The sequence below is a fragment of the Kineococcus arenarius subsp. arenarius genome (assembly GCF_050871845.1).
In the GTDB taxonomy this organism is placed as follows: domain Bacteria; phylum Actinomycetota; class Actinomycetes; order Actinomycetales; family Kineococcaceae; genus Kineococcus.
In genome coordinates this window covers 1-20,356 of record NZ_JBJLSE010000075.1, presented here as the reverse complement: position 1 = coordinate 20,356, position 20,356 = coordinate 1, and the positions used below count along the sequence as shown (strand labels likewise).

Here is a 20,356-nt window from a genome sequence, read left to right as displayed (position 1 = left end):
GCCGCCCCCGGGGCGGCGGCTCGCGGCGTCGGAACCTCAGAAGCGGTTCACGTCGGTGACCTCGCAGGTCACCTCCGCCGGCGGGTCGGCGACCTCCGCGACGGCCTGCGCCTCGACCGACTGCCCGGAGCGGACGTCGTCCGCCGTGGCCTGCGCCTCCGCCAGCGGTGTGCCGTCGGCGCCCGAGAACGCGACGGTGACGACGTAGCTGCGCGGGTCCACCTGGTCGTTCGACACCGTCAGGCCGGCGACCACCCCCGGGTCGGCCACCGCGCAGGTGTCGACGACGACCTCGGCCTCCTCGACGGCGTCACCGGCGGGCGGCTGCTCCTCGGTCACCTCGTCCACCTGCTCCTCCGAGGCGCCGAGGTCCTCGGGCGCGACCACCTCGGTCTCCTCGGTGGTGCTCTCGGTGGTCTGCGTGCTGCACGCGGCGAGCGCGAGCAGTCCGGCAGCGGACAGGGACATCAACGCGTGGCGCACAGCACCCTCCTCGCTCAGGATCTCTCCCAAGCTGGCACACCCGGACGCACCCGGCCCGTCGAGACGGCTTCACGCCGGCGCTGCCGGACCGGGCAGGAACCCCTCCTCCCCCGGGGCGAGCCGCTCGAGGACCGCCTCCAGCGCGGCCGACGTCAGGTACGACGGGTTGGCCCCCACCGGCACCCGCACCACCTCCGCGGCGCGGAACCGGGCGTCCGCCAGCAGGTCGGCGCGCGCCACCGGCTGCGCCAGCGGGTGCAGCCGCACACCCACCGCGCCGTCCGCGGGCACGGACAGCACCTCCCCGAGCGCCCGCACCCCCGCCGCACGGCCGCTGCGCCACAGCAGGACGCCCTGCCCCGGCCGGAGCAGGGCGAGCCGGTAGGTCGGGTGCACGCAGCGACGCAGGTGCACCGGCGCACCGGCCGGTGCACCGGTCAGCTCGGGGACGTCCGAGGCCGCCTTGAGCACCCAGCACGCCACGTCCCCGGCCGTCAGCCTCGTCCTCGCCCCACCCGTCGCCACGCGCCCATCGTGCGCACCCGGCGGACGAGCCGCGCGCCCACCCGTCCCCCGGCCCGCTCACCTGGCAGGCTGACTCCGTGATCGTGCGGACACCGGTGTCGCTGCCCCTCCACGTCGTCGTCGCCCCCGACAAGTTCAAGGGGTCGCTGACCGCCTCCGAGGTCGCCTCGCTCGTCGCCGCGGGCCTGCGCGCGGGCTTCGCCGCCGCGCGGCCGGCGGCACCCGAGGACGGACTGCGGGTGAGCGAGGTGCCCGTGGCCGACGGCGGTGAGGGCACCGTGGACGCCGCCGTCGCCGCCGGCTGGCGCGCGGTGACCGCCACCGTCGCGGGCCCCACCGGCGCACCCGTGCGCGCCGCGTGGGCGCGGGAGGAGGCGGGCCCGGCCGCACTGGTGGAGCTGGCGCAGGCCTCCGGGCTGGACCGGCTGCCGGGGGGCGTGCGCGAGCCCCTGACCGCCACCTCGCGCGGCACCGGGGAACTGGTGCGGGCCGCGCTGGACGACGGTGCGCGCGAGGTCGTGCTGGCCGTCGGCGGCAGCGCCTGCACCGACGGCGGCGCCGGCCTGCTGGCGGCGCTGGGCGCCCGCCTGCTGGACGCCGACGGGCAGGACCTGCCCGACGGCGGCGGTGCGCTGGCCCGGCTGCACCGGGTGGACCTGGCGGGGCTGGACCCGCGGGTGCGCGAGGTGCGGTGGACCCTGGCCGCCGACGTGGACAACCCCCTGCTGGGCGAGCGGGGCGCGGCGGCGGTGTTCGGCCCCCAGAAGGGCGCCGACCCGGCACAGGTGGCCGCGCTGGACGCCGCACTGGCCCGCTTCGCCGACGCGCTGGCCGCCGCGGGCGCCCCCGACGCGCGCGAGGCCCCCGGCGCGGGGGCCGCCGGCGGCACCGGCCTGGTCGCCCTGGGCCTGCTGGGCGCGCGGCGGCGCCCCGGCGTCGAGGTCGTGCTGGACCTGGTGCGCTGGTCGGAGCGAGCCGCCGGCGCCGGCCTGGTCGTCACCGGGGAGGGGAGCTTCGACGAGCAGTCCCTGGGCGGCAAGACCCCGGTGGGCGTGGCCCGCGCGGCCGCCGCCCTCGGCGCGCCCGTCGTGGTGCTCAGCGGCCGGCGGACCCTGCCGGAGCAGCGCTGGCGGGCCGAGGGGTTCGCCGACGCGCGCGCCCTGACGGACGTCGAACCGGACACCGCTCGCTGCATCGCCGGTGCGGGCCCGCTGCTCGAGGGGCTGGCCCGCGCCCTGGGCGCCGAGCTGGCGTCCGCCGTCGGCTGAGCGCCGGCAGGTCCCTCAGGACGGCTGGCAGGTGGGGCACCAGAACAGGTGCCGGGCCACCATCTGCGCGTGCTGCACGGGGGTGCCGCACACCCGGCACGGCTGCCCGCCGCGCCGGTAGACGTAGAAGCGGTCCTCCTCCGACGGCGCGCCGCGCGGGTTCGAGCGGTGCGCCGGGCGGGTGGTGACGATGCGCCCGGTGCGCACGTCCGTGCGCAGCAGGCGCACCGCGTCGGCCCACACCGCGTCCCACTCCTCGCGGCTCACCGCGCGGCCGGGCCGGTACGGGTCGACGCCCGCGCGGAAGAGCAGTTCGGCGCGGTAGATGGTGCCCAGCCCCGCCACCACCTCCTGCTGCATGAGCAGCGCGCCGACCGCGACCCGCGAGCGGTGCACGGCCGCGAAGGCCCGCTCGGGGTCGGCGTCCGCGCGCAGCGGGTCCGCGCCCAGCCGGGCGTGCAGCTGCTCCGCGTCCGCCACGGTCAGCACCTCGCAGGCGTTGGGCCCGCGCAGGTCCGCCCAGCCGGTGGCGGCCACCAGGCGCGCGCGCACCGCGCCTCGCGGCTCCGGCGGCTCGCCGTCGCCGAGCGTCCACGTGCCGTACAGACCCAGGTGGACGTGCAGCACCCGGTCCTCGCCGAAGTCGGCGAGCAGGTGCTTGCCGTGCGCCTCCACCTCGCGCAGCACCCGCCCGTCCAGCAGGGCCGCCCCGTCGGCGAAGCGGCCCTGCGGGCTGCTCACGGCCAGGGGCTGCCCGCCGAAGCGCTCGCGCAGGACGCGGGCGTAGCGGTGGACGACGTTGCCCTCGGGCACGGCGCCGACCGGGTCAGCGCTGCGGCGCCGCCGGCAGCTCACCGGTGCGCGCGTACTCGGTGAGCATGTCGATGCGGCGCTGGTGGCGGGGGTCGCCGGAGAACGGCGTGGCCAGGAAGGCGTCGACGATCGCGGTCGCCTCCTCGAGGGTGTGCATGCGCGCGCCCACGCCCACGCACTGCGCGTCGTTGTGCTCGCGGGCCAGCTGCGCCGTCTGCACGGACCAGGCCAGGGCGCAGCGGATGCCGGGCACGGCGTTCGCGGCGATCTGCTCGCCGTTGCCGGAGCCGCCGATGACGACGCCCAGGCTGCCCGGCTCGGCGGCCACCGCGGCGGCCGCGGCCAGCACGAAGGGCGGGTAGTCGTCGACGGCGTCGTACTCGGCCGCGCCGTGGTCGACGACGTCGTGGCCCTGCTCGCGCAGGTGCGCCACGAGGTGCTGCTTGAGCTCGAAGCCGGCGTGGTCGGTGCCGATGTGGACGCGCATGGCGACAGCTTGGCAGGCCCGTCCGGCACCGGCTCGCCGGGTCCCGCGGGCTGCCGGGGCCCGGCGCGCCGGGCGCCTCAGTCGAAGACGGGGCCCTGCGTGCGGGTGCGCTTGAGCTCGAAGAAGCCCGGCGTGCGGGCCACGAGCAGGCAGCCGTCCCACAGCTTCCCGGCGTCCTCGCCCTTGGGGGCGGGGGTGACGACGGGGCCGAAGAAGGCGGTGCCCTCGAACGCCACGACGGGGGTGCCGACGTCCTCGCCGACCAGGGAGATGCCCTCGGTGTGCGAGGCGCGCAGCTGCGCGTCGTAGGTCTCGGTGCCCGCGGCGGCCGCCAGGTCGGCGGGCAGGCCCACCTCGTCCAGGGCCTGCGCGATCACCTCGTCGAAGTCCTTGTTCCCGCCGGGGTGGATGCGGGTGCCCATGGCCGTGTAGAGCGGCAGGACCACCTCCTCGCCGTGCAGGGCGCGGGCGGCGGTCACCACGCGCACCGGGCCCCACCCGCGGTCCATCAGGTCGCGGTACTCCGGCGGCAGGTCCCTGCCCTCGTTGAGCACCGACAGGCTCATCACGTGCCAGCGGACGGTGACGTCCCGGACCCGTTCCACCTCGAGCATCCAGCGCGAGGTCATCCAGGCCCAGGGGCACAGCGGGTCGAACCAGAAGTCGGCGCTGTCCTTGGCGGGGGTGGTCGTCATGGCGCCATCCTGCCCCGCCCGCCGGGGTGCGGCCACGTCGCGGCGGGCGGGGAAACCGGCGGTCGCGGTGTCGGCGCGGCGTGGCAGAGTGGCGCGCGGCTGGACGAGGGGCCGCCTCCCCAGCGCACCCGGTGGACCGGAAGGACGTGGACGTGCCCGGCGAGAACCTGACGCGCGAGGAGGCCCGCGCCCGCGCGGAGCTCGTGCAGGTCGACACCTACGACGTGCAGCTGGACCTCACGACGGGGCCGGAGGTGTTCCGCTCGGTCACGACCGCCCGCTTCAGCGCCCGCGAGGGCGCGTCGACCTTCATCGACCTCATCAGCGCCGCCGTGCACGAGGTGACCCTCAACGGGCGCGCCCTGGACCCGGCGGCCGTCGGCGACGGCGTGCGGCTGCAGCTGGACGGCCTGGCCGAGGACAACGAGCTGCGCGTGGTGGCCGACTGCCGGTACATGAACACCGGCGAGGGCCTGCACCGGTTCGTCGACCCCGTCGACGACGAGGTGTACCTCTACACGCAGTTCGAGGTCGCCGACTCCCGCCGCGTGTTCGCCGTGTTCGAGCAGCCCGACCTCAAGGCCGCGTTCACGTTCACCGTGACCGCGCCGGCGCACTGGCGGGTGATCTCCGGTGCCCCCGTCGCCTCCACCGAGGAGGTGGACGCCGGACGCCGCTGGCGCTTCGAGCCGACGCCGCGGTTGTCCAGCTACGTCACCGCCGTCATCGCCGGTCCCTACGAGGGGTCGGAGGACTCCCTCGTCTCCTCCGACGGGCGCACGATCCCGCTGGGCGTGTACTGCCGCCGCTCCCTGGTCGAGCACCTCGACGCGCACAACGTCGTCGCCGCCACGAAGGCCGGTTTCGAGTTCTACGAGCGCGAGTTCGAGGCGCCGTACCCCTTCGCCAAGTACGACCAGGTGTTCGTGCCGGAGTTCAACGCCGGGGCGATGGAGAACGCCGGTGCGGTGACGTTCGTGGAGAGCTACGTCTTCCGCTCCAAGGTGCCGCGGGCCACCGTCGAGCGCCGCGTGGTGACGGTCCTGCACGAGCTGGCGCACATGTGGTTCGGCGACCTGGTGACCATGCGCTGGTGGAACGACCTGTGGCTGAACGAGTCCTTCGCGGAGTTCGCCAGCACCCTGGCGGCGGCCGAGGCCACCGAGTGGAAGGGCGCCTGGACGACCTTCAACTCCCTGGAGAAGTCCTGGGCGTACCGCCAGGACCAGCTGCCCACGACCCACCCGATCGTCGCGGAGATCAACGACCTCGAGGACGTCGAGGTGAACTTCGACGGCATCACCTACGCGAAGGGCGCCAGCGTCCTCAAGCAGCTCGTCGCCTACGTCGGGCGCGAGGAGTTCCTCGCCGGCGTGCGCGCCTACTTCCGCCGCCACGCCTGGGGCAACACCGAGCTGGTGGACCTGCTGCGCGAGCTGGAGGCGACCTCCGGCCGCGACCTGGGCGCCTGGTCGCGCGAGTGGCTGGAGACCGCCGGCGTGGCGACGCTGCGCCCGGTGCTCCAGACGGACGCCGACGGCACCATCACCTCCGCGGTGCTGCGCCAGGAGGCCCCGGCCGAGCACCCGCACCTGCGCGCCCACCGCCTGGCCGTCGGCTGCTACGACCTCGTCGACGGGACGCTGCAGCGCACGCACCGCCTGGAGATCGACGCGGCCGGGGAGAGCACCGAGCTGACCGGCCTGCTCGGTCGCCGGCGCCCGGACCTGCTGCTGGTCAACGACGACGACCTCGCCTACGCGAAGATCCGCCTGGACGAGGCGTCGATGGCGACCGCGCTGGAGCACCTCGACGCGTTCACCGAGTCCCTGCCCCGCTCGCTGGTCGCCGCGGCGCTGTGGGACATGACCCGCGACGGCGAGCTCGCCGCGCGCGACTACGTCGACCTGCTGCTGGGCACCCTGCTGCCGGGGAACGCGGCCCGCGCGGACTCCACGGTGGCGCTGGTGCTGCTGCGCCAGCTCTCCACCACCGTCGAGCTGTACACCGCCCCCGCCCGCCGCGAGGAGGTCGAGGCCCGCACCGCCGAGGCGCTGCTGGGGATGCTGCGCTCGGCCGCCCCGGGCAGCGACGTGCAGCTGCAGTTCGCACGGGCGTTCGCCTCCTTCGCGCGCAGCGAGGAGCACCTGGCGGTGGTGCGGGGCCTGTACGAGGGCACCGCCGGCATCGAGGGCCTCGAGGTCGACGCGGACATGCGCTGGGCGCTGCTGACCTCCCTGGTCGCCGGCGGCGCCGCCGACGCCGCGGCCGTGGACGCCGAACTGGCCCGCGACGCCACCGCGACGGGCCAGCGCTCGGCCGCCGCGGCCCGCGCGGCGCTGCCCACCGCGCAGGCCAAGCGCTCCGCGTGGGCCGACGTGGTGGAGCGCGGCACGCTGCCCAATGCCGTGCAGGCCTCGGTCATCGCGGGCTTCGGGCGCGTGCACGACCACGAACTGCTGCGGCCGTTCGTCGAGCCGTACTTCGACGCGCTGCGCACCGTGTGGGCCGAGCGCACCAACGAGATGGCGCAGCAGGTCGTCACCGGGCTCTACCCGCTGCTGCTGGCCGACGCCGACCTGCTGGAGCGCACCGACGCCTGGCTGGCCGGGGCCCAGGACGCCCCGCCGGCGCTGCGGCGCCTGGTGCTGGAGAACCGCGACGGGGTGGCGCGCGCCCTGCGCGCGCAGGAGCGCGACGCGCGCTGACGCGCCCGGCGAGGGGGTCGGCGAGGAGGCCGCGCCCGCCCCCTCGCCCGCTCACAGCAGGACGGCGACCGGGGGCGCGTCCTTGCGCGGGCGCCCGCGACCGCGCTTGTAGGCGACGGGGACGCCGTCGACGAAGAGCTGCCCGCCCCAGACGCCGGCCGGCTCGCGGCGCTCCAGCGCACCGGCGAGGCAGGCCGCCCGCACCGGGCACGCGGCGCACAGCGCCTTCGCGCGCTGCACCTGCTCACGCTCCTCCGCGGAGAACAGGTCGGCGGGTGCGGGGCGGGTCGTCGAGCTGGACGGGACCGGGACGAGGGCTGTTGCCGACACGGTCGGGAGCCTGCCGAGAGCCACCGCGCCGCAGCCGGTCGCGGGCGGTCGGACCGCTGCAAGGACCCAGGTGCAAGGACCCGGGTGCAGGCTGGCGCAGCCGGCACCGGGAGGGCCCGTGGGACGGGCGGACCGGGGGACCGCCCGTCCCGGCCGGCGTCAGCGGGCGCCGGGGGCGCCGCCGGCTCCGGGCCCGTGGTCCGCGCGCACGGCGGCGTCCACCACCCGCGCGAGGGACCGCGCTCGGGTGTCGGCGGGCAGGTCGTCCAGGAGGACGACCTCGCCGTCGGGGCCGGTCAGCGGCATCTTCCAGTTCGGGTGCTCCAGGGCGGTCCCCGGCTGGTTCTGGGTGCGGCGGTCGCCGACCGCGTCGACGAGGGAGACGCCGACCATCAGCGAGGGGGCCAGGGCGAGGTAGCGGTGCAGCGCCTCCACGGTCTCCTGCTCCCCGGCGCCCTCGGCCAGCAGGCCCCGCTCGCGCACCAGGCCCAGGATGCGGTCCTGCTCGGCCTGGTCGCGGCGGCGCTCCTCCTCGACGGGGCGGGTCAGCAGCCCGAGCCGGTCGCGCAGCGCGACGTGCTCCTGCGCCAGGTACCCGGCGGTGGGCGGCAGGTCGTGCACGGTGACGCTGGCCAGCGCCAGCTCGCGGTAGTCCTCCGGCGAGCGGGGCTCGGCGCCGTCGTACTCGAACCACAGCACGGCGCTGCCCAGGACACCGCGCTCGGCGAGGTACTCGCGCACCCACGGCTCGACGGTGCCGAGGTCCTCGCCGACGACGACCGCCCCGGCGCGGTGGGCCTCCAGGGCGAGGATCCCGATGAGCGCCTCGTGGTCCAGGCGCACGTAGGTGCCCTCGGAGGCGGGCGCCCCCTGCGGGATCCACCACAGCCGGAACAGGCCCAGGACGTGGTCGACGCGCAGGCCGCCGGCGTGCCGCAGGATCGTGCGGACCATGTCGCGGAACGGCGCGTACGCCTGCTCGGCGAGCCGGTCGGGGCGCCAGGGGGGCTGGCTCCAGTCCTGACCCTGCTGGTTGAAGGCGTCCGGCGGGGCGCCGACGGTGACGCCGTGGGCGAGGGCGTCGCCCAGCGACCACACGTCCGCGCCGTCGGGGTGGACGCCGACGGCGAGGTCGTGGACGATGCCGGGCCCGGTGCCGGCCGCCGTCGCCAGGTCCTGGGCGGTGCGCAGCTGCTCGTCGCACTGCCACTGCAGCCAGCGGTGGAACTCGACGCGCTCGGCGAGCTCGTCCAGGGCACCGGAGCCGGCGGCGGCCGCGGGCGTGGCGACCTCCTCGGGCCAGTCCGCGACGGGCAGCCCGTGGCGCTCGGCGAGGGCGCACCAGGCGGCGAAGTCGGTCAGGCCGGGGTCCTCGTCGGCCACGTAGCGGCGGAACGCGGCCTCGCGGGCGGGGGTGCGCCCCTGCCGGAAGACGATCTCGAGCGCCTCCCGCTTGGCGGCCCACACCGCGTCGCGGTCGATCTCGCCGGGGTCGGTGTTGGACGGGCGGCACCCGGCGGCCAGCCGTTCCACGGCGGCGCGGTCGGCGGGCGCCAGGTAGGCGACCTCGTGCACGTCCTCCACCCGCAGGTACACCGGGTTCACGAAGCGGCGCGTGGTCGGCAGGTACGGGGAGGGTTCCATGGGCGGCACCGGCGAGGCGGCGGCCAGCGGGTTGACCAGGACCCACCCGGCGCCCTGCTCCGCGGCGTACGAGGACAGCTCCCCCAGGTCCGCGAGGTCGCCGATGCCCCACGATCGCGAGGACCGCACCGAGTACAGCTGCGTCTGGTAGCCCCAGCTGCGGCCGCTCTGCAGCGCCGGGGGCAGTTCCAGGACGTCGGGGGTGACGACGAGGGGGCAGGTGGCGTCCCCGGAGGGGGTGTGCGCGCGCAGCACGTGCCAGCCCAGGGGCAGGTCGTCGGGCACCTCGAAGGTGGCGCGGCCGGTGAGCCGGCCGTCGACGCGCACCGGGTCCACCCAGCGGTCCACCTGGCGCAGCGCTGCCCAGCCGCCGTCCTCCAGCTGCACGACCAGCTCCAGGGGATCGCCGTGCGGGACGTGCACGGGCACCTGGTGGGCGCGCCCCTCCCGGGCCACCACGACCGGCGGCAGGGTGCGCCGCCACGGCCGCAGCTTCACCTCGTGCAGAGCCTCGTCGAGCGCCGCGGGCCCCGACACGTCCAGGCCCATGGCGGTGAGCACCGCCTCGATCGTGGAGCGGCGGACGGCGCTCTCCCGGCCCTGCCAGTCGGTGAAGCGGGTGGCGACGCCGCAGGCGGCGGCCAGCTCCAGCAGCTGGGGGGCGGGGCGGTCCTCGGGGGCGGCGCTGGGGGTGTCGGACGGCACGGCGCCGACTCTGCCACGCGGCGTGCCTCCCGGCCCGTCCACACGCTCCCCGCCGCGGGTCCATCCCGCTCGTCCACGCGGCACCGGCGCGGCGCGGTGCACGCGGTGCCTAGGGTGGACGCCCATGAGCACCCCCGCGGTCGGCCCGTCGAGCACCCCCGGCAGCGTCCCGCCCGCTCCGCGCCTGGACCTCGTGGAGCACCTGCACGGGGTGGCCGTGGCGGACCCGTACCGGTGGCTGGAGGACCCCGACGACCCGCGCACCCGCGAGTGGTCCGCGTGGCAGGACGCGGCGTGGGAGCGCTTCGCGGCCGCGCTGCCCGGCCGCGAGCGCGTGGAGCGGCGGGTGCGGGAACTGCTGTCGACCGGCGCGGTGGGCTCACCGGTCCACCGGGGTGAGCGGGTGTTCCGCAGCCGACGCGACCCCGGCGCTGAGCACGCGGTGCTGCGGGTGGTCGACGCCCCCGGCGCGCCGGAGCGGGTGCTGGTGGACCCGGTGGCGCTGGACCCCTCGGGCACCACGACCCTGGACTCCTGGCGGCCCAGCGTCGAGGGCGACCTGCTGGCGTACCAGGTCTCCGAGGGCGGCAGCGAGGAGAGCGTCCTGCGGGTGCTGGACGTCGCCACCGGCGAGGTCGTGGACGGGCCGCTGGACCGGGCCCGCTACTCCCCCGTCGCCTGGCTGCCCGCCCGCGAGGGCGAGCCGCGGGCCTTCTACTACGTGCGCCGCCTGCCGCCGGAGGCGGTGCCGGAGGCCGAGCGCCAGTACCACCGGCGCGTCTACCTGCACCGGGTGGGCACCGACCCCGCCACCGACGTGGAGGTGTTCGGCGCGGGGATGTCGATGACGAACTACTACGGCGCGTGGACGTCGCGCGACGGGCGCTGGCTGGTGCTCAGCGCCTCCGACGGCACCGCCCCGCGCAACGACGTGTGGATCGCGGACCTGTCGGCGTCGTCGCCGCAGGAGCCCGTGCTGCGCGAGGTCGTCACCGGCGTGGACGCGCAGACGAGCGCCTGGGTGGGCCGCGACGGGCGGCTGTACCTGCTGACCGACCTGGACGCGCCGCGCGGTCGCCTGGCGGTGGCCGACCCCGCCGACCCGGGGGTGGCGAACTGGCGCGAGCTGGTGCCGCAGTCGGACGACGCGCTGCTGGAGGACGTCGCCGTCCTGGACGGCCCCGAGCTGGACGCGCCGCTGCTCGTGGCGGGCTGGACCCGGCACGCCGTCTCCTCCCTGACGGTGCACGAGCTGGCGACGGGCCGGCGGCGAGAGGGCGCCGCGGGAACGGTCGAGCTGCCGGGCGCGGGCTCGGCGGGTGGCCTGGTGACCCGCCCGGACGGCGGGCACGAGGTGTGGTTCGGCTACACGGACACCACCACGCCCACGCACGTGCACCGCTACGACGCCCGCGACGGCTCCCTGACCCTGGACGCGGCGCCGCCCGGTGCGGTGCGGGTGCCCCCGGTGACCAGCCGGCTGCTGGAGTACCGCAGCGACGACGGCACCACGGTGCGGCTGCAGCTGACGGTGCGCACCGACGCGCTCGACGAGGACGGCCGGCCCCGCGAGGCCGCCCCGGCGATCCTGTACGGCTACGGCGGTTTCGGCATCAGCCTGTCCCCGCACTACGCCCCCGACGCCCTGGCGTGGGTGGAGGCCGGCGGCGTGTACGCCGTGGCCAACCTGCGCGGCGGCGGCGAGGAGGGCGAGGACTGGCACCGGGCCGGGATGCGCGAGCACAAGCAGCACGTCTTCGACGACTTCCACGCCGCGGCCCGCTTCCTCGTCGAGCAGGGCTGGACGACGCACGCGCAGCTGTGCGTGCACGGCGGCTCCAACGGCGGCCTGCTCGTGGGCGCGGCGCTGACCCAGCAGCCGCAGCTGTTCGCCGCGGTGGTGTGCTCGGCCCCGCTGCTGGACATGGTGCGCTACGAGCAGCACGGGCTGGGCGCCACCTGGAACGACGAGTACGGCTCGGCGGCCGTGGCGGAGGAGTTCGGCTGGCTGCTGTCGTACTCGCCGTACCACCGCGTCGTGGAGGGCACCGCGTACCCGGCGGTGCTGTTCACCGTGTTCGACGGCGACTCCCGGGTGGACCCGCTGCACGCGCGCAAGCTGTGCGCCGCCCTGCAGCACGCCACCTCCTCCGGGCGGCCGGTGCTGCTGCGCCGGGAGGGTGACGTCGGGCACGGCGCCCGCTCGGTCTCGCGCAGCGCGGGCCTGGTGCGCGACACCCTGGCGTTCGCCGCGGCCGCCACCGGCCTCGACCTGAGCTGACGGCCGCCGCACCACCCCGATGACGCCGACGACGAACCCCGCTGGAAGGAACCTGGACCTCCTGTGAACGACGCCCTGTCCGCCGTGCTGGGAACCGACACGAGCGAGGCCACCGAAGCCGCGTCCGAGACGGCCGGCGAGGTCGCGCAGTTCCTGCTCGACAAGCCCCTGAAGATCCTCATCGTCCTGGTCGTCTGCTTCGTGGCGCGGTACCTGCTGCTGCGGCTCATCGGCCGGGTCGCCACCGGCATCGCCACCGGCGCCAGCCGCCTCGGCGGGCGCGGCGCCAAGCGGCACGGGCTGCTGGAGTCCTCCCCGCTGCTCAACGAACGCCGCGAGCAGCGCGCGGGGACCATCGCCTCGGTCCTCAAGAGCGCCACCACGCTGGTGCTGGGCATCGCGGCGGCCATGTCCGTCCTGGACATCGTGGGCGTGTCCATCGCCCCGTTCCTGGCCTCCGCCGGGATCGCCGGCGTCGCCATCGGCTTCGGCGCCCAGGCGCTGGTGAAGGACTTCCTGTCCGGGTTCTTCATGCTCGCCGAGGACCAGTACGGCGTCGGCGACGTCGTCGACCTGGGCGACGCCTCCGGCACCGTGGAGGCGGTGGGCCTGCGGGTGACGAGGCTGCGCGACGTGCAAGGCACCGTCTGGTACGTGCGCAACGGCGAGATCATCCGCGTCGGCAACCAGAGCCAGGGCTGGGCGCGCGCCGTCCTGGACGTGTCCGTCGCCTACGGCGCCGACGTCACGCACGTCCAGGAGGTCATGCAGCGCGTGGGCGACGCGCTCGCCGAGGAGCACGACTGGAAGCCGCTGGTGCTGGAGCGCCCAGAGGTGTGGGGCGTGGAGCAGATGGCCGCCGACGCGATCGTGCTGCGGCTGGTGGTCAAGACCGCACCGCTGCAGCAGTGGGCCGTGCAGCGCGAGTTGCGCCTGCGCATCAAGGCCGCGTTCGACGCCGAGGGCATCGAGTTCCCCTTCCCGCAGCGCACCGTGTGGCTGCGGAACGACGACGAGCGCCCGCAGCGGTCGAAGCGGCGCGGCTCGGTGGACCCGGCCGCGGCGGCGGGTTCGCACCCGCCGCCGCGCAGCGAGGCGGACGTCTCCGCGGAGACGACGGCGGACGTGGACCCGGAGTCGGTGCGTCGGGGGGTGTGACCCCGTCGTCGGGGTTGCGCCCGGGTGGTGGGGCGCCCCGGCCTCCGGGCTCTCCGCCCGCTGCCCGGTGCACCACCTCACCGGGGTGGGTGTGGCGGGCTCCGGACGCCCGGCGACCGGAGCACCCCACCACCCTTCGACCTCACCGCTCGTGGGGGCCCCGGCCCCAGCGACATCGCAGCGCGAGGAGGGAGGCGGCGGGTGCGGAGGCCGGCGTCCGGAGCCCGCCCGGCGCACCCCGGCGAGGTGGTGCACCCGGTAGCGGGCGGAGAGCCGGCCGCAGCACCCGCCGACGCCCGCACCCCGGCGACCACGGCCCCGCACCCCGGTGACCACGGAGATGGACCGGCTCGCCGGACGGGCACCCCGCACCCACACTGACGACGTGCACGACGACACCACCCCCACGTCCGGCCCGCCGGGAGCCGCGCACGAGGTCGGCGACGGCGCCGGCCGGCTGGCCCTGGTGACCGGCGTCAGCGGCTACATCGGCGGCCGGCTGGTCCCCGAGCTGCTGGCGGCGGGGTTCCGGGTGCGGGCGGTGGCGCGGCGGCCGGAGGTGCTGCGGGACCGCCCGTGGATCGGGGACGTGGAGGTGGTGCGCGCCGACGCCTCCGACGCCGGGGCGATCGCCGAGGCGCTGCGCGGGGTGGACGTCGCCTACTACCTGATCCACGCCATGAGCGGCGGCGGGTCGTTCTCCGCGAAGGACCGCCGCACCGCCCGGACGTTCGCGCGCGCCGCCGCCGCGCAGCGGGTGGGCCGGGTGGTGTACCTGGGGGGCCTGTACCCGGAGGACGAGGAGCTGTCGACGCACCTGGAGTCGCGGCGGGAGGTCGGGGAGATCCTGCTGGACTCCCCCGTGCCCACGACGGTGCTGCGCGCGGCCGTCATCCTGGGCTCGGGGTCGGCGAGCTTCGAGATGGTGCGCTACCTGACCGAGCGGCTGCCGGTGATGGTGTGCCCGAAGTGGGTGAGCAACCGCATCCAGCCCATCGCGGTGCGCGACGTGCTGCGGTACCTGGTGGGCTCGGCGGACATGTCGCCGGAGGTGAACCGGGCCTTCGACGTCGGCGGCCCGGACGTGCTGACGTACCTGGACATGATGCGCGGCTACGCCGAGGTCGCGGGGCTGCCGAAGCGGCGCGTGCTGCCCGTGGACGTGATGTCCCCGCGGCTGTCCAGCCACTGGGTGGGCGTGGTGACCCCGGTGCCCAAGCAGATCGCCCGGCCGCTGGTGGAGAGCCTCGTGCACGAGGTCGTGTGCAAGGAGCACGACATCGCCCGGTACGTGCCGGACCCGCCGGAGGGTCTGCTCGGCTTCCGCGAGGCGGTGCGGCTGGCGCTGCAGCGGGTGCAGGAGGCGAACGTCGCCACCCGGTGGAGCTCCGCGTCCCTGCCCGGCGCCCCCAGCGACCCGCTGCCCTCGGACCCGGACTGGGCCGGGGGCAACCTGTACGTGGACGAGCGCACCACCGTGGTCGACGCCCCCGCGCACGTGCTGTGGCGGGTGCTGGAGGGCATCGGCGGTGAGCGGGGCTGGTACTCGTGGCCGATGGCGTGGGCGCTGCGCGGGCTGATGGACCGCTTCTCCGGCGGCCCGGGGCTGCGCCGCGGCCGGCGCGACCCGCACCACCTCATGGTGGGCGACGCGGTGGACTGGTGGCGCGTGGAGGAGCGCGAGGAGGACCGGCTGCTGCGGCTGCGGGCGGAGATGCGCCTGCCGGGCCTGGCGTGGCTGGACCTGCGGGTGGAGGCCGACCCGGTGGGGCGCACGCTGTTCCGGCAGCGGGCCCTGTTCCACCCCAAGGGCCTGGCCGGTCAGGCGTACTGGGCGGCGATCAGCCCGTTCCACGAGGTCGTGTTCGGCGGGATGCAGCGCAACGTGAAGGAAGCCGCGGAGGCCGCCGCCCGCGAGGCGCCGGCAGGGGCGACACTGGTGCGGTGAGCCCCGACCTGCCACTCGTCCGACCGCAGAACCTCATCGGCCGCAAGCCCGCCGGCCCCGACGGCGGCACGATCAGCTTCTACGAGGAGGTCGGCGGCCACGAGACCTTCGTGCGCCTGGTGGACGTCTTCTACGACGGCGTGGCCGCCGACGAGGGGCTGCGTCCCATGTACCCCGAGGAGGACCTTGGGCCCGCCAAGGAGCGGCTGCGGATGTTCCTGGAGCAGTACTGGGGCGGACCCACCACCTACTCCGAGCAGCGCGGGCACCCGCGGCTGCGCATGCGGCACGCCTCCTTCAAGGTCAACCCCGACGCCCGCGACCGCTGGCTGACGCACATGCGCGCGGCGGTCGACTCCCTGGAGCTGCCGCCGGCGCAGCAGGGCCTGCTGTGGGACTACCTGGAGCGGGCGGCGCACAGCATGCTCAACACGTTCGACGACTGATCCCGGGACGGTTCAGGCGGCTCCGCGCGGGTTCGCGTCCGGGGTCGGCTCAGAGCCCGGGCGGCGGGGAGCTCCTCCGCCGGGCTCTCCGCCCGCTACCGGGTGCACCACCTCGGCCCGACGCGTCGGGCGGGCTCCGGACGCCCGGCTGCGGAGTTCCCCACCACCCTCCAGGGGCACCTGCTGCGGTGGTCCCGGATCCGGGGACACCGCTGTGCACGGTGGGTCGGTGGCGGGTGCGTAGGCCGGCGTCCGGAGCCCGCCCAGCGCACCCGGGCGAGGCGGTGCACCCGGCAGCGGGCGGAGAGCCGGCCGCAGCACCCGCCACCGGCCCACCACCCCGACCACTCGACGCCGAGACCGGGCGCCCCGGCGTCAGCCCCGCGGAACGGCCAGGCTGAGGGCGACGTCGCCGTGCGGGTCGGTCCACCAGCGCGCCAGGTCGAGCCCGGCGGCGTCCAGCTCGGCGGTGACGGTCTCGCGGCGGAACTTGCTGGACACCTCGGTGAGCACCTCCTCGCCCGCGGCGAACCGCACGGTGAGGTCCAGGGCGGGCAGGTGCACGGTCAACGCGCGGCGGGCGCGCAAGCGCATCTCGACGCGCTCGTGCTCGGGCACCCACGCGGCGACGTGCTCGAAGTCCCCCGGGTCGACGTCGGCGCCCAGCTCCCGGCGCAGGACGTGCAGGACGTTCTTGTTGAACTCGGCGGTGACGCCGGTGGCGTCGTCGTAGGCGGAGATCAGGCGGGCGGTGTCCTTGACGAGGTCGGTGCCGAGCAGGAGGGCGTCACCGGGAGCGAGGGTGGCGGCGAGGTCCCGCAGGAACCGGGCGCGAGGGCCCGGTTCGAGGTTGCCGATCGTGGACCCGAGGAACGCCACGAGGCGCCGGCCGCCGCGCGGCAGGCGGTCCAGGTGGTGCTCGAAGTCGCCGACGACGGCGTGCACGGCGACGCCGGGGTGCTCGGCGGCGACGGCGGTGCCCGCTTCGCCGAGCACGACGCCGTCGACGTCGAAGGGCACGAACCGGCGCAGCGTGCCGGCATCGGCGAGGGCCGCCAGCAGCACGCGGGTCTTCTCGCTGGTGCCGCTGCCCAGTTCCACGAGGGTGTCGGCGCCGCTGGCGGCGGCCACCTCCCCGGCGACCAGTTCGAGGAGCTCGCGCTCGCGGCGCGTGGGGTAGTACTCCGGCAGCCGGGTGATCTCGTCGAACAGGCGGCTGCCGCGCTCGTCGTAGAACCACTTGGGCGGCAGGGTCTTCGGGGTGCTCGTCAGGCCGGCGCGGACGTCGCGGCGCAGGGCGGCGTCGAGCACGTCCGGGGTGAGGTGCCGCTCGACGACGAGGGGCAGCGCGTCGGTGGCGGGGGTGGTGCTCACGGGGCCTCCAGCGGGGTCAGCTCGACGCCGTCGGGCGTCACGGTCACGAGGGTGCGGTCGGGGACGTCGCACCAGGCGGGGTCGTCGTCGAAGGGTTCGCTGGCGAGCGCGACGCCGTCGGGGGTGCGCAGGACGCTGAGGGTGTCGCCCCAGGCGGTGGCGAGCAGCCGCTCGCCGTCGGTGGCCAGGACGTTGAGGCGGGCGCCGGGGTCGGCGGCACCGGCGGCGACAATGCGGCCAGCCAGTTCCTCCGGGGCGGCGAGCAGGTGGGCGGCGAGCACGGCGCTGTCGCACACGGACTCCGCCGCGGGCCACGCCCCGGCGGGCAGGACGGCGCGGTCCACGACGCCGTTGTGGGACAGCAGCCAGCGACCGCGCGCGAAGGGGGCGCAGGCGCTCTCGTCGGCGGGCATGCCGACGGTGGCGTCACGCACGGCGGCGAGCACGCACCCGGAGGCGACGTGCGGGGCGACGGAGGTCAGCGACGCCTCCGCCCACATCGGCCGCGAGGAGCGCCAGCGGGCGGGTTCGGGCCGGGCGGGGCTGTACCAGCCGACGCCCCACCCGTCGGCGTTGACGGTGCCGTGGACCTGCCGGCGCGGTTCCCAGCTCTGGTGCAGCAGGCCGTGCTCGGGTTCCAGCAGCAGTTCCGCGAGGGTGCGCGGGGCGCCGAGCCAGGCGACGTGACGGCACACTCAGGCGTCCCAGGCCAGGCGCACACCGGTGAAGATCTGCCGCCTGATCGGGTGGTCCCAGTTGCGGAACGAGGGACGCACCGCACCGGCGGCGGTGGACCACGCGCCGCCGCGCAGCACGCGGTAGCGGCCGTCGAAGAACGGCGCGGAGTAGTCCGCGTAGAGCATCGCGGAGAACCCCGGCCACGGCGCGAAGACGGAACTCGTCCACTCCCACACGTCGCCCATCATCTGCTCGACGCCGTAGGCGGACGCGCCCGCGGGGTACGCGCCGACCTGGGCGGGGCCGAGGGCGGTGCCGCCGAGGTTCGCGCGCTCGGGCGTGGCCGGTCCGTCGCCCCACGGCCAGCGGCGGCGTCGGCCGGTGGCGGGGTCCCACGCGCAGGCCTTCTCCCACTCCACCTCGGTGGGCAGCCGGGCGCCGGCCCAGCGCGCGTACGCCTGCGCCTCGTGGAAGTCCACGTGCTGCACGGGTTCGGCGGGGTCGACGGCGCGCACGGCGCCGAACCGGCGCTGCGTCCACCACCCGGCACCGTCGGGTTCCCACGCCATCGGCGCGCGCAGGCCGGCCGCGACGCGGTGCGACCACCCCTCGGGCGTCCACAGCCGCGGGTCGTCGTAGCCGCCGGCGACCACGAAGGCGGCCCACTCGCCGTTGGTGACGGGGACGCGGGCGATGCGGAACGCCGGCACGTGCACCTCGTGCTGGGGCAGCTCGTTGTCCAGCGCCCACGGTTCGGCGGCCGGGTCGGCGCCCAGGGGGAACGGGCCGGCCGGGACCAGGACGGCGTCGGCGGGCACGGGCCGCCCCGGCGGGGTGGGGGCCGGGGCGAGGAGGGGGTCGCCGGCGCGCAGGTTGTGGGTGGCGAGCATGGTCTCGCCGTGCTGGAACTCGTGCTGGGCGACCATGCCGGCGGCGAAGTGCGCGTCGTCGGGGTCGGCCCGCTCCAGCGCGTCCAGCACGCGCCCGCGCACCTCGGCCAGGGCCCGGCGGGAGGTGGCCGGGTCCAGCAGGGGCAGTTGCGTGCGGGTGGCGCGGGGGTGCTCGAAGGCGTCGTAGAGGCAGGCGATCGCGGGGTGGAAGACGGGGTCGCGGTCGGGGTCGGCGGCCTGCAGCAGCCACTGCTCCTCCTGCTGGCCGACGTGCGCGAGGTCCCACACGAGCGGGCTCATCAACGGGGAGTGCTGGGCGGTCAGTTCGGTGTCGTCCGCCTCGGTGAGGGCCAGGGTGGTGCGGCGGGCGGAGCCCAGGGCGGCCACGGCCGCCTCGAACCCCGCCGCCTCGAACCCGGGGGCGGTGCGGGTGGTCGTCGGCGTGTCGGTCATCGCAGCTCCTCCGCGGTCAGGCAGCCGGTCGGCCCGTCGCGGCGGGCCCGGTGAAGGACGAGGTCGGCCGGGTGGCGCCCGGCGTCCAGCAGGTCGGCCCACGCCTCGGCGCAGCCGCGCAGGGCGGCGGGCACGGCGGGCAGGGCGGCGTCGAGGAGACCGCGGGCGGCGCCGGCGGCGTCGGGGCCGAACTCGTCCACGACGGCGGCGGCCGCGTCGGCGGCGCGCTGGTCGTCGACGACGGCCGCGACCACGGCGGCCAGGCCGGGCCAGCAGTCGGCGGGCACGGCGTCCAGGACGCGCAGCTCGAGGAACCCGCGCAGCCGCACCGGCGGCCACAGGGTGCTCAGGTGCAGGTCGACGTCGTCGGCGGTGGGTGGGCGCCCGTGCAGCAGCCGTCGCCCGCTCGCCCACTCGGCGAGGGTCACGGGCTCGAGCACCGGGCGGCAGGGGGCGTCCTCGCCGTCGCGCACGAGCATGACGGGCGCGGCGAGGGCGAAGTCGGCCCACTCCCCCGCCGGGTCGGGCCCGCCGGTGCCGTCGGCGGGGCGCGTGCAGCGGCCGGGCTCGAGGCGGCGCCACACGCCCTGGCGGGTGGAGCGGGTGCCGTCGGCGCGGCCGGCGAGCAGCGGGCTGCACGCGCCGAGGGCCGCGAGGGCGGGCAGCAGGCGGTGCAGGTGCGCCAGGCGCTGCGGCCACCGGTGGGCCGGGCCGGCGTCGAAGTTGACCTGCAGGGAGGCGGTGGAGCACATCATCGCGGCGCCGTCGGCGGCGTGGCCGACGGCGGTGAAGTGCTGCTCCATCGCCGCGTAGCGGGAGCCCGGGTTGACGCGCTCGGGCCTGCGCACGAGGTCGGTGCCGGTGCTCAGCAGGGCGATGCCGTCCGCGGCGAGGACCGCGTCGACGTGCGCGGCGTCGCGGCGCAGCGCCTCCACGGCGGCGACCACCCCCGGCAGCGGCGGGCTGGACAGCTCCACCTGGCCGCCGGGTTCGAGGGTGACGCGGCTGCCGGCGGGCGGGAGCACCCCGCGCAGCGCCCCGGTGAGGCGGTCCCACGGCACGCGGCGCAGCGGTTCGCGCAGGTCCACGGCGTGCCGTTCGAGCTCCAGGCCGACGGTCCCGACGGGGCCGTCGCGCAGCGCGCGGGCGGCGACGTGCTCGTGGGCGGCGGCGACGTCGAGGGGAGCGGCGAGCTCCCCGGCGTCGCCCCCGGCCACCTGCTCGACGGAGGACAGCACCGCTGTGGCCCCTTCCAGGTCCGGACCAGTTCCTGGCGGAACCGCGGGTCGGCGTGGGACCACCGAGGTGGCCTCGACGGGAGCCTGGCACGCCTCCCGGGCCCCGGCAAGTGGTCCCCCGCCCCCCCTCCCCGCCCCCTCCTCGGGGGGGGGGGGGGGGGGGTGGGGGGGGGGGGGGGGGGGGGGGGGGGGGGGGGGGGGGGGGGGGGGGGGGGGGGGGGGGGGGGGGGGG

The 20,356-nt window shown here is 76.6% G+C and carries 17 protein-coding genes; 6 read left to right on the top strand and 11 right to left on the bottom strand.

The features are described from left to right. Positions 1-36: 36 nt before the first annotated feature. Together ACRYM0_RS15660 and ACRYM0_RS15655 are read right to left on the bottom strand one after the other, a co-directional pair. A complete protein-coding gene (locus ACRYM0_RS15660; RefSeq protein WP_432506634.1) occupies positions 37-483 on the bottom strand; it encodes a hypothetical protein in 447 nt (148 codons plus the stop codon). 69 nt (positions 484-552) lie between these two features. After that, complete coding sequence (locus tag ACRYM0_RS15655) at positions 553-1,008, bottom strand: hypothetical protein (RefSeq protein WP_432506633.1); 456 nt, start codon at positions 1,006-1,008, stop codon at positions 553-555. 77 nt (positions 1,009-1,085) lie between these two features. Here ACRYM0_RS15655 and ACRYM0_RS15650 point away from each other — a divergent pair, with 77 nt between their 5' ends. Next, positions 1,086-2,276 (top strand): glycerate kinase, encoded by a 1,191-nt coding sequence (locus tag ACRYM0_RS15650; protein ID WP_432506631.1) that lies wholly within the window; start codon positions 1,086-1,088, stop codon positions 2,274-2,276. Between the two features lie 15 nt (positions 2,277-2,291). Here the strand turns inward: ACRYM0_RS15650 and ACRYM0_RS15645 are convergent, their stop codons facing one another. The 3 genes from ACRYM0_RS15645 to ACRYM0_RS15635 all read right to left on the bottom strand — a co-directional run bounded on the left by ACRYM0_RS15645 (position 2,292) and on the right by ACRYM0_RS15635 (position 4,271). Next, positions 2,292-3,089, bottom strand: coding sequence for an Fpg/Nei family DNA glycosylase (locus ACRYM0_RS15645; RefSeq protein WP_432506629.1), 798 nt, complete (start codon positions 3,087-3,089; stop codon positions 2,292-2,294). A gap of 13 nt (positions 3,090-3,102) precedes the next feature. Continuing rightward, a complete protein-coding gene (locus ACRYM0_RS15640) occupies positions 3,103-3,576 on the bottom strand; it encodes a ribose-5-phosphate isomerase (protein WP_432506627.1) in 474 nt (157 codons plus the stop codon). 77 nt (positions 3,577-3,653) lie between these two features. Next, the gene (locus ACRYM0_RS15635; RefSeq protein WP_432506626.1) at positions 3,654-4,271 is read right to left on the bottom strand and encodes a mycothiol-dependent nitroreductase Rv2466c family protein; all 618 of its coding nucleotides are present in this window, start codon (positions 4,269-4,271) and stop codon (positions 3,654-3,656) included. 152 nt (positions 4,272-4,423) lie between these two features. Between ACRYM0_RS15635 and pepN the strand changes: the two genes are divergently transcribed. Then, on the top strand, positions 4,424-6,979 hold the full coding sequence (gene pepN / locus ACRYM0_RS15630) for an aminopeptidase N (RefSeq protein WP_432506625.1): 2,556 nt from the start codon (positions 4,424-4,426) through the stop codon (positions 6,977-6,979). A 51-nt stretch (positions 6,980-7,030) separates the two neighbouring features. Here pepN and ACRYM0_RS15625 read toward each other — a convergent pair whose 3' ends face one another. Further along, entirely contained in the window at positions 7,031-7,309 is a 279-nt protein-coding gene (locus ACRYM0_RS15625) for a WhiB family transcriptional regulator (RefSeq protein ID WP_432506623.1), read from the bottom strand. Positions 7,310-7,468: 159 nt separating this feature from the next. Continuing rightward, complete coding sequence (malQ, locus tag ACRYM0_RS15620; RefSeq protein WP_432506621.1) at positions 7,469-9,658, bottom strand: 4-alpha-glucanotransferase; 2,190 nt, start codon at positions 9,656-9,658, stop codon at positions 7,469-7,471. Between the two features lie 124 nt (positions 9,659-9,782). On the opposite strand from malQ, the gene ACRYM0_RS15615 reads away from it, so the two are divergent. From ACRYM0_RS15615 to ACRYM0_RS15600, 4 genes are all read left to right on the top strand, one after another. Continuing rightward, positions 9,783-11,939, top strand: a complete 2,157-nt coding sequence (locus tag ACRYM0_RS15615; RefSeq protein WP_432506620.1) for a prolyl oligopeptidase family serine peptidase — start codon at positions 9,783-9,785, stop codon at positions 11,937-11,939. Between the two features lie 63 nt (positions 11,940-12,002). Further along, a complete protein-coding gene (locus ACRYM0_RS15610; protein WP_432506618.1) occupies positions 12,003-13,097 on the top strand; it encodes a mechanosensitive ion channel family protein in 1,095 nt (364 codons plus the stop codon). Between the two features lie 340 nt (positions 13,098-13,437). Continuing rightward, positions 13,438-15,045 (top strand): SDR family oxidoreductase, encoded by a 1,608-nt coding sequence (locus tag ACRYM0_RS15605; protein WP_432506640.1) that lies wholly within the window; start codon positions 13,438-13,440, stop codon positions 15,043-15,045. A 35-nt stretch (positions 15,046-15,080) separates the two neighbouring features. Continuing rightward, on the top strand, positions 15,081-15,491 hold the full coding sequence (locus tag ACRYM0_RS15600) for a globin (RefSeq protein WP_432506638.1): 411 nt from the start codon (positions 15,081-15,083) through the stop codon (positions 15,489-15,491). A gap of 375 nt (positions 15,492-15,866) precedes the next feature. Here the strand turns inward: ACRYM0_RS15600 and egtD are convergent, their stop codons facing one another. The 4 genes from egtD to ACRYM0_RS15580 are packed head-to-tail and all read right to left on the bottom strand — an operon-like array spanning position 15,867 to position 20,124. Further along, entirely contained in the window at positions 15,867-16,838 is a 972-nt protein-coding gene (egtD, locus tag ACRYM0_RS15595) for an L-histidine N(alpha)-methyltransferase (RefSeq protein ID WP_432506636.1), read from the bottom strand. A gap of 23 nt (positions 16,839-16,861) precedes the next feature. Beyond that, positions 16,862-17,560: an ergothioneine biosynthesis protein EgtC gene (gene egtC / locus ACRYM0_RS15590; RefSeq protein WP_432506616.1), complete on the bottom strand. Its 699-nt coding sequence runs from the start codon at positions 17,558-17,560 to the stop codon at positions 16,862-16,864. Beyond that, the gene (egtB, locus tag ACRYM0_RS15585) at positions 17,561-18,886 is read right to left on the bottom strand and encodes an ergothioneine biosynthesis protein EgtB (RefSeq protein WP_432506614.1); all 1,326 of its coding nucleotides are present in this window, start codon (positions 18,884-18,886) and stop codon (positions 17,561-17,563) included. Next, on the bottom strand, positions 18,883-20,124 hold the full coding sequence (locus ACRYM0_RS15580) for a glutamate-cysteine ligase family protein (RefSeq protein ID WP_432506612.1): 1,242 nt from the start codon (positions 20,122-20,124) through the stop codon (positions 18,883-18,885). Before ACRYM0_RS15580 ends, egtB begins: the two co-directional genes overlap by 4 nt. Between the last annotated feature and the right edge of the window lie 232 nt (positions 20,125-20,356).

Bases quoted from the DNA above. Each gene is read 5' to 3' on its own strand.
- ACRYM0_RS15640 (WP_432506627.1), bottom strand. From the start codon at position 3,576: ATGCGCGTCCACATCGGCACCGACCACGCCGGCTTCGAGCTCAAGCAG.
- ACRYM0_RS15635 (WP_432506626.1), bottom strand. From the start codon at position 4,271: ATGACGACCACCCCCGCCAAGGACAGCGCCGACTTCTGGTTCGACCCG.
- ACRYM0_RS15615 (WP_432506620.1), top strand. From the start codon at position 9,783: ATGAGCACCCCCGCGGTCGGCCCGTCGAGCACCCCCGGCAGCGTCCCG.
- ACRYM0_RS15605 (WP_432506640.1), top strand. From the start codon at position 13,438: ATGGACCGGCTCGCCGGACGGGCACCCCGCACCCACACTGACGACGTG.
- egtB (WP_432506614.1), bottom strand. From the start codon at position 18,886: ATGACCGACACGCCGACGACCACCCGCACCGCCCCCGGGTTCGAGGCG.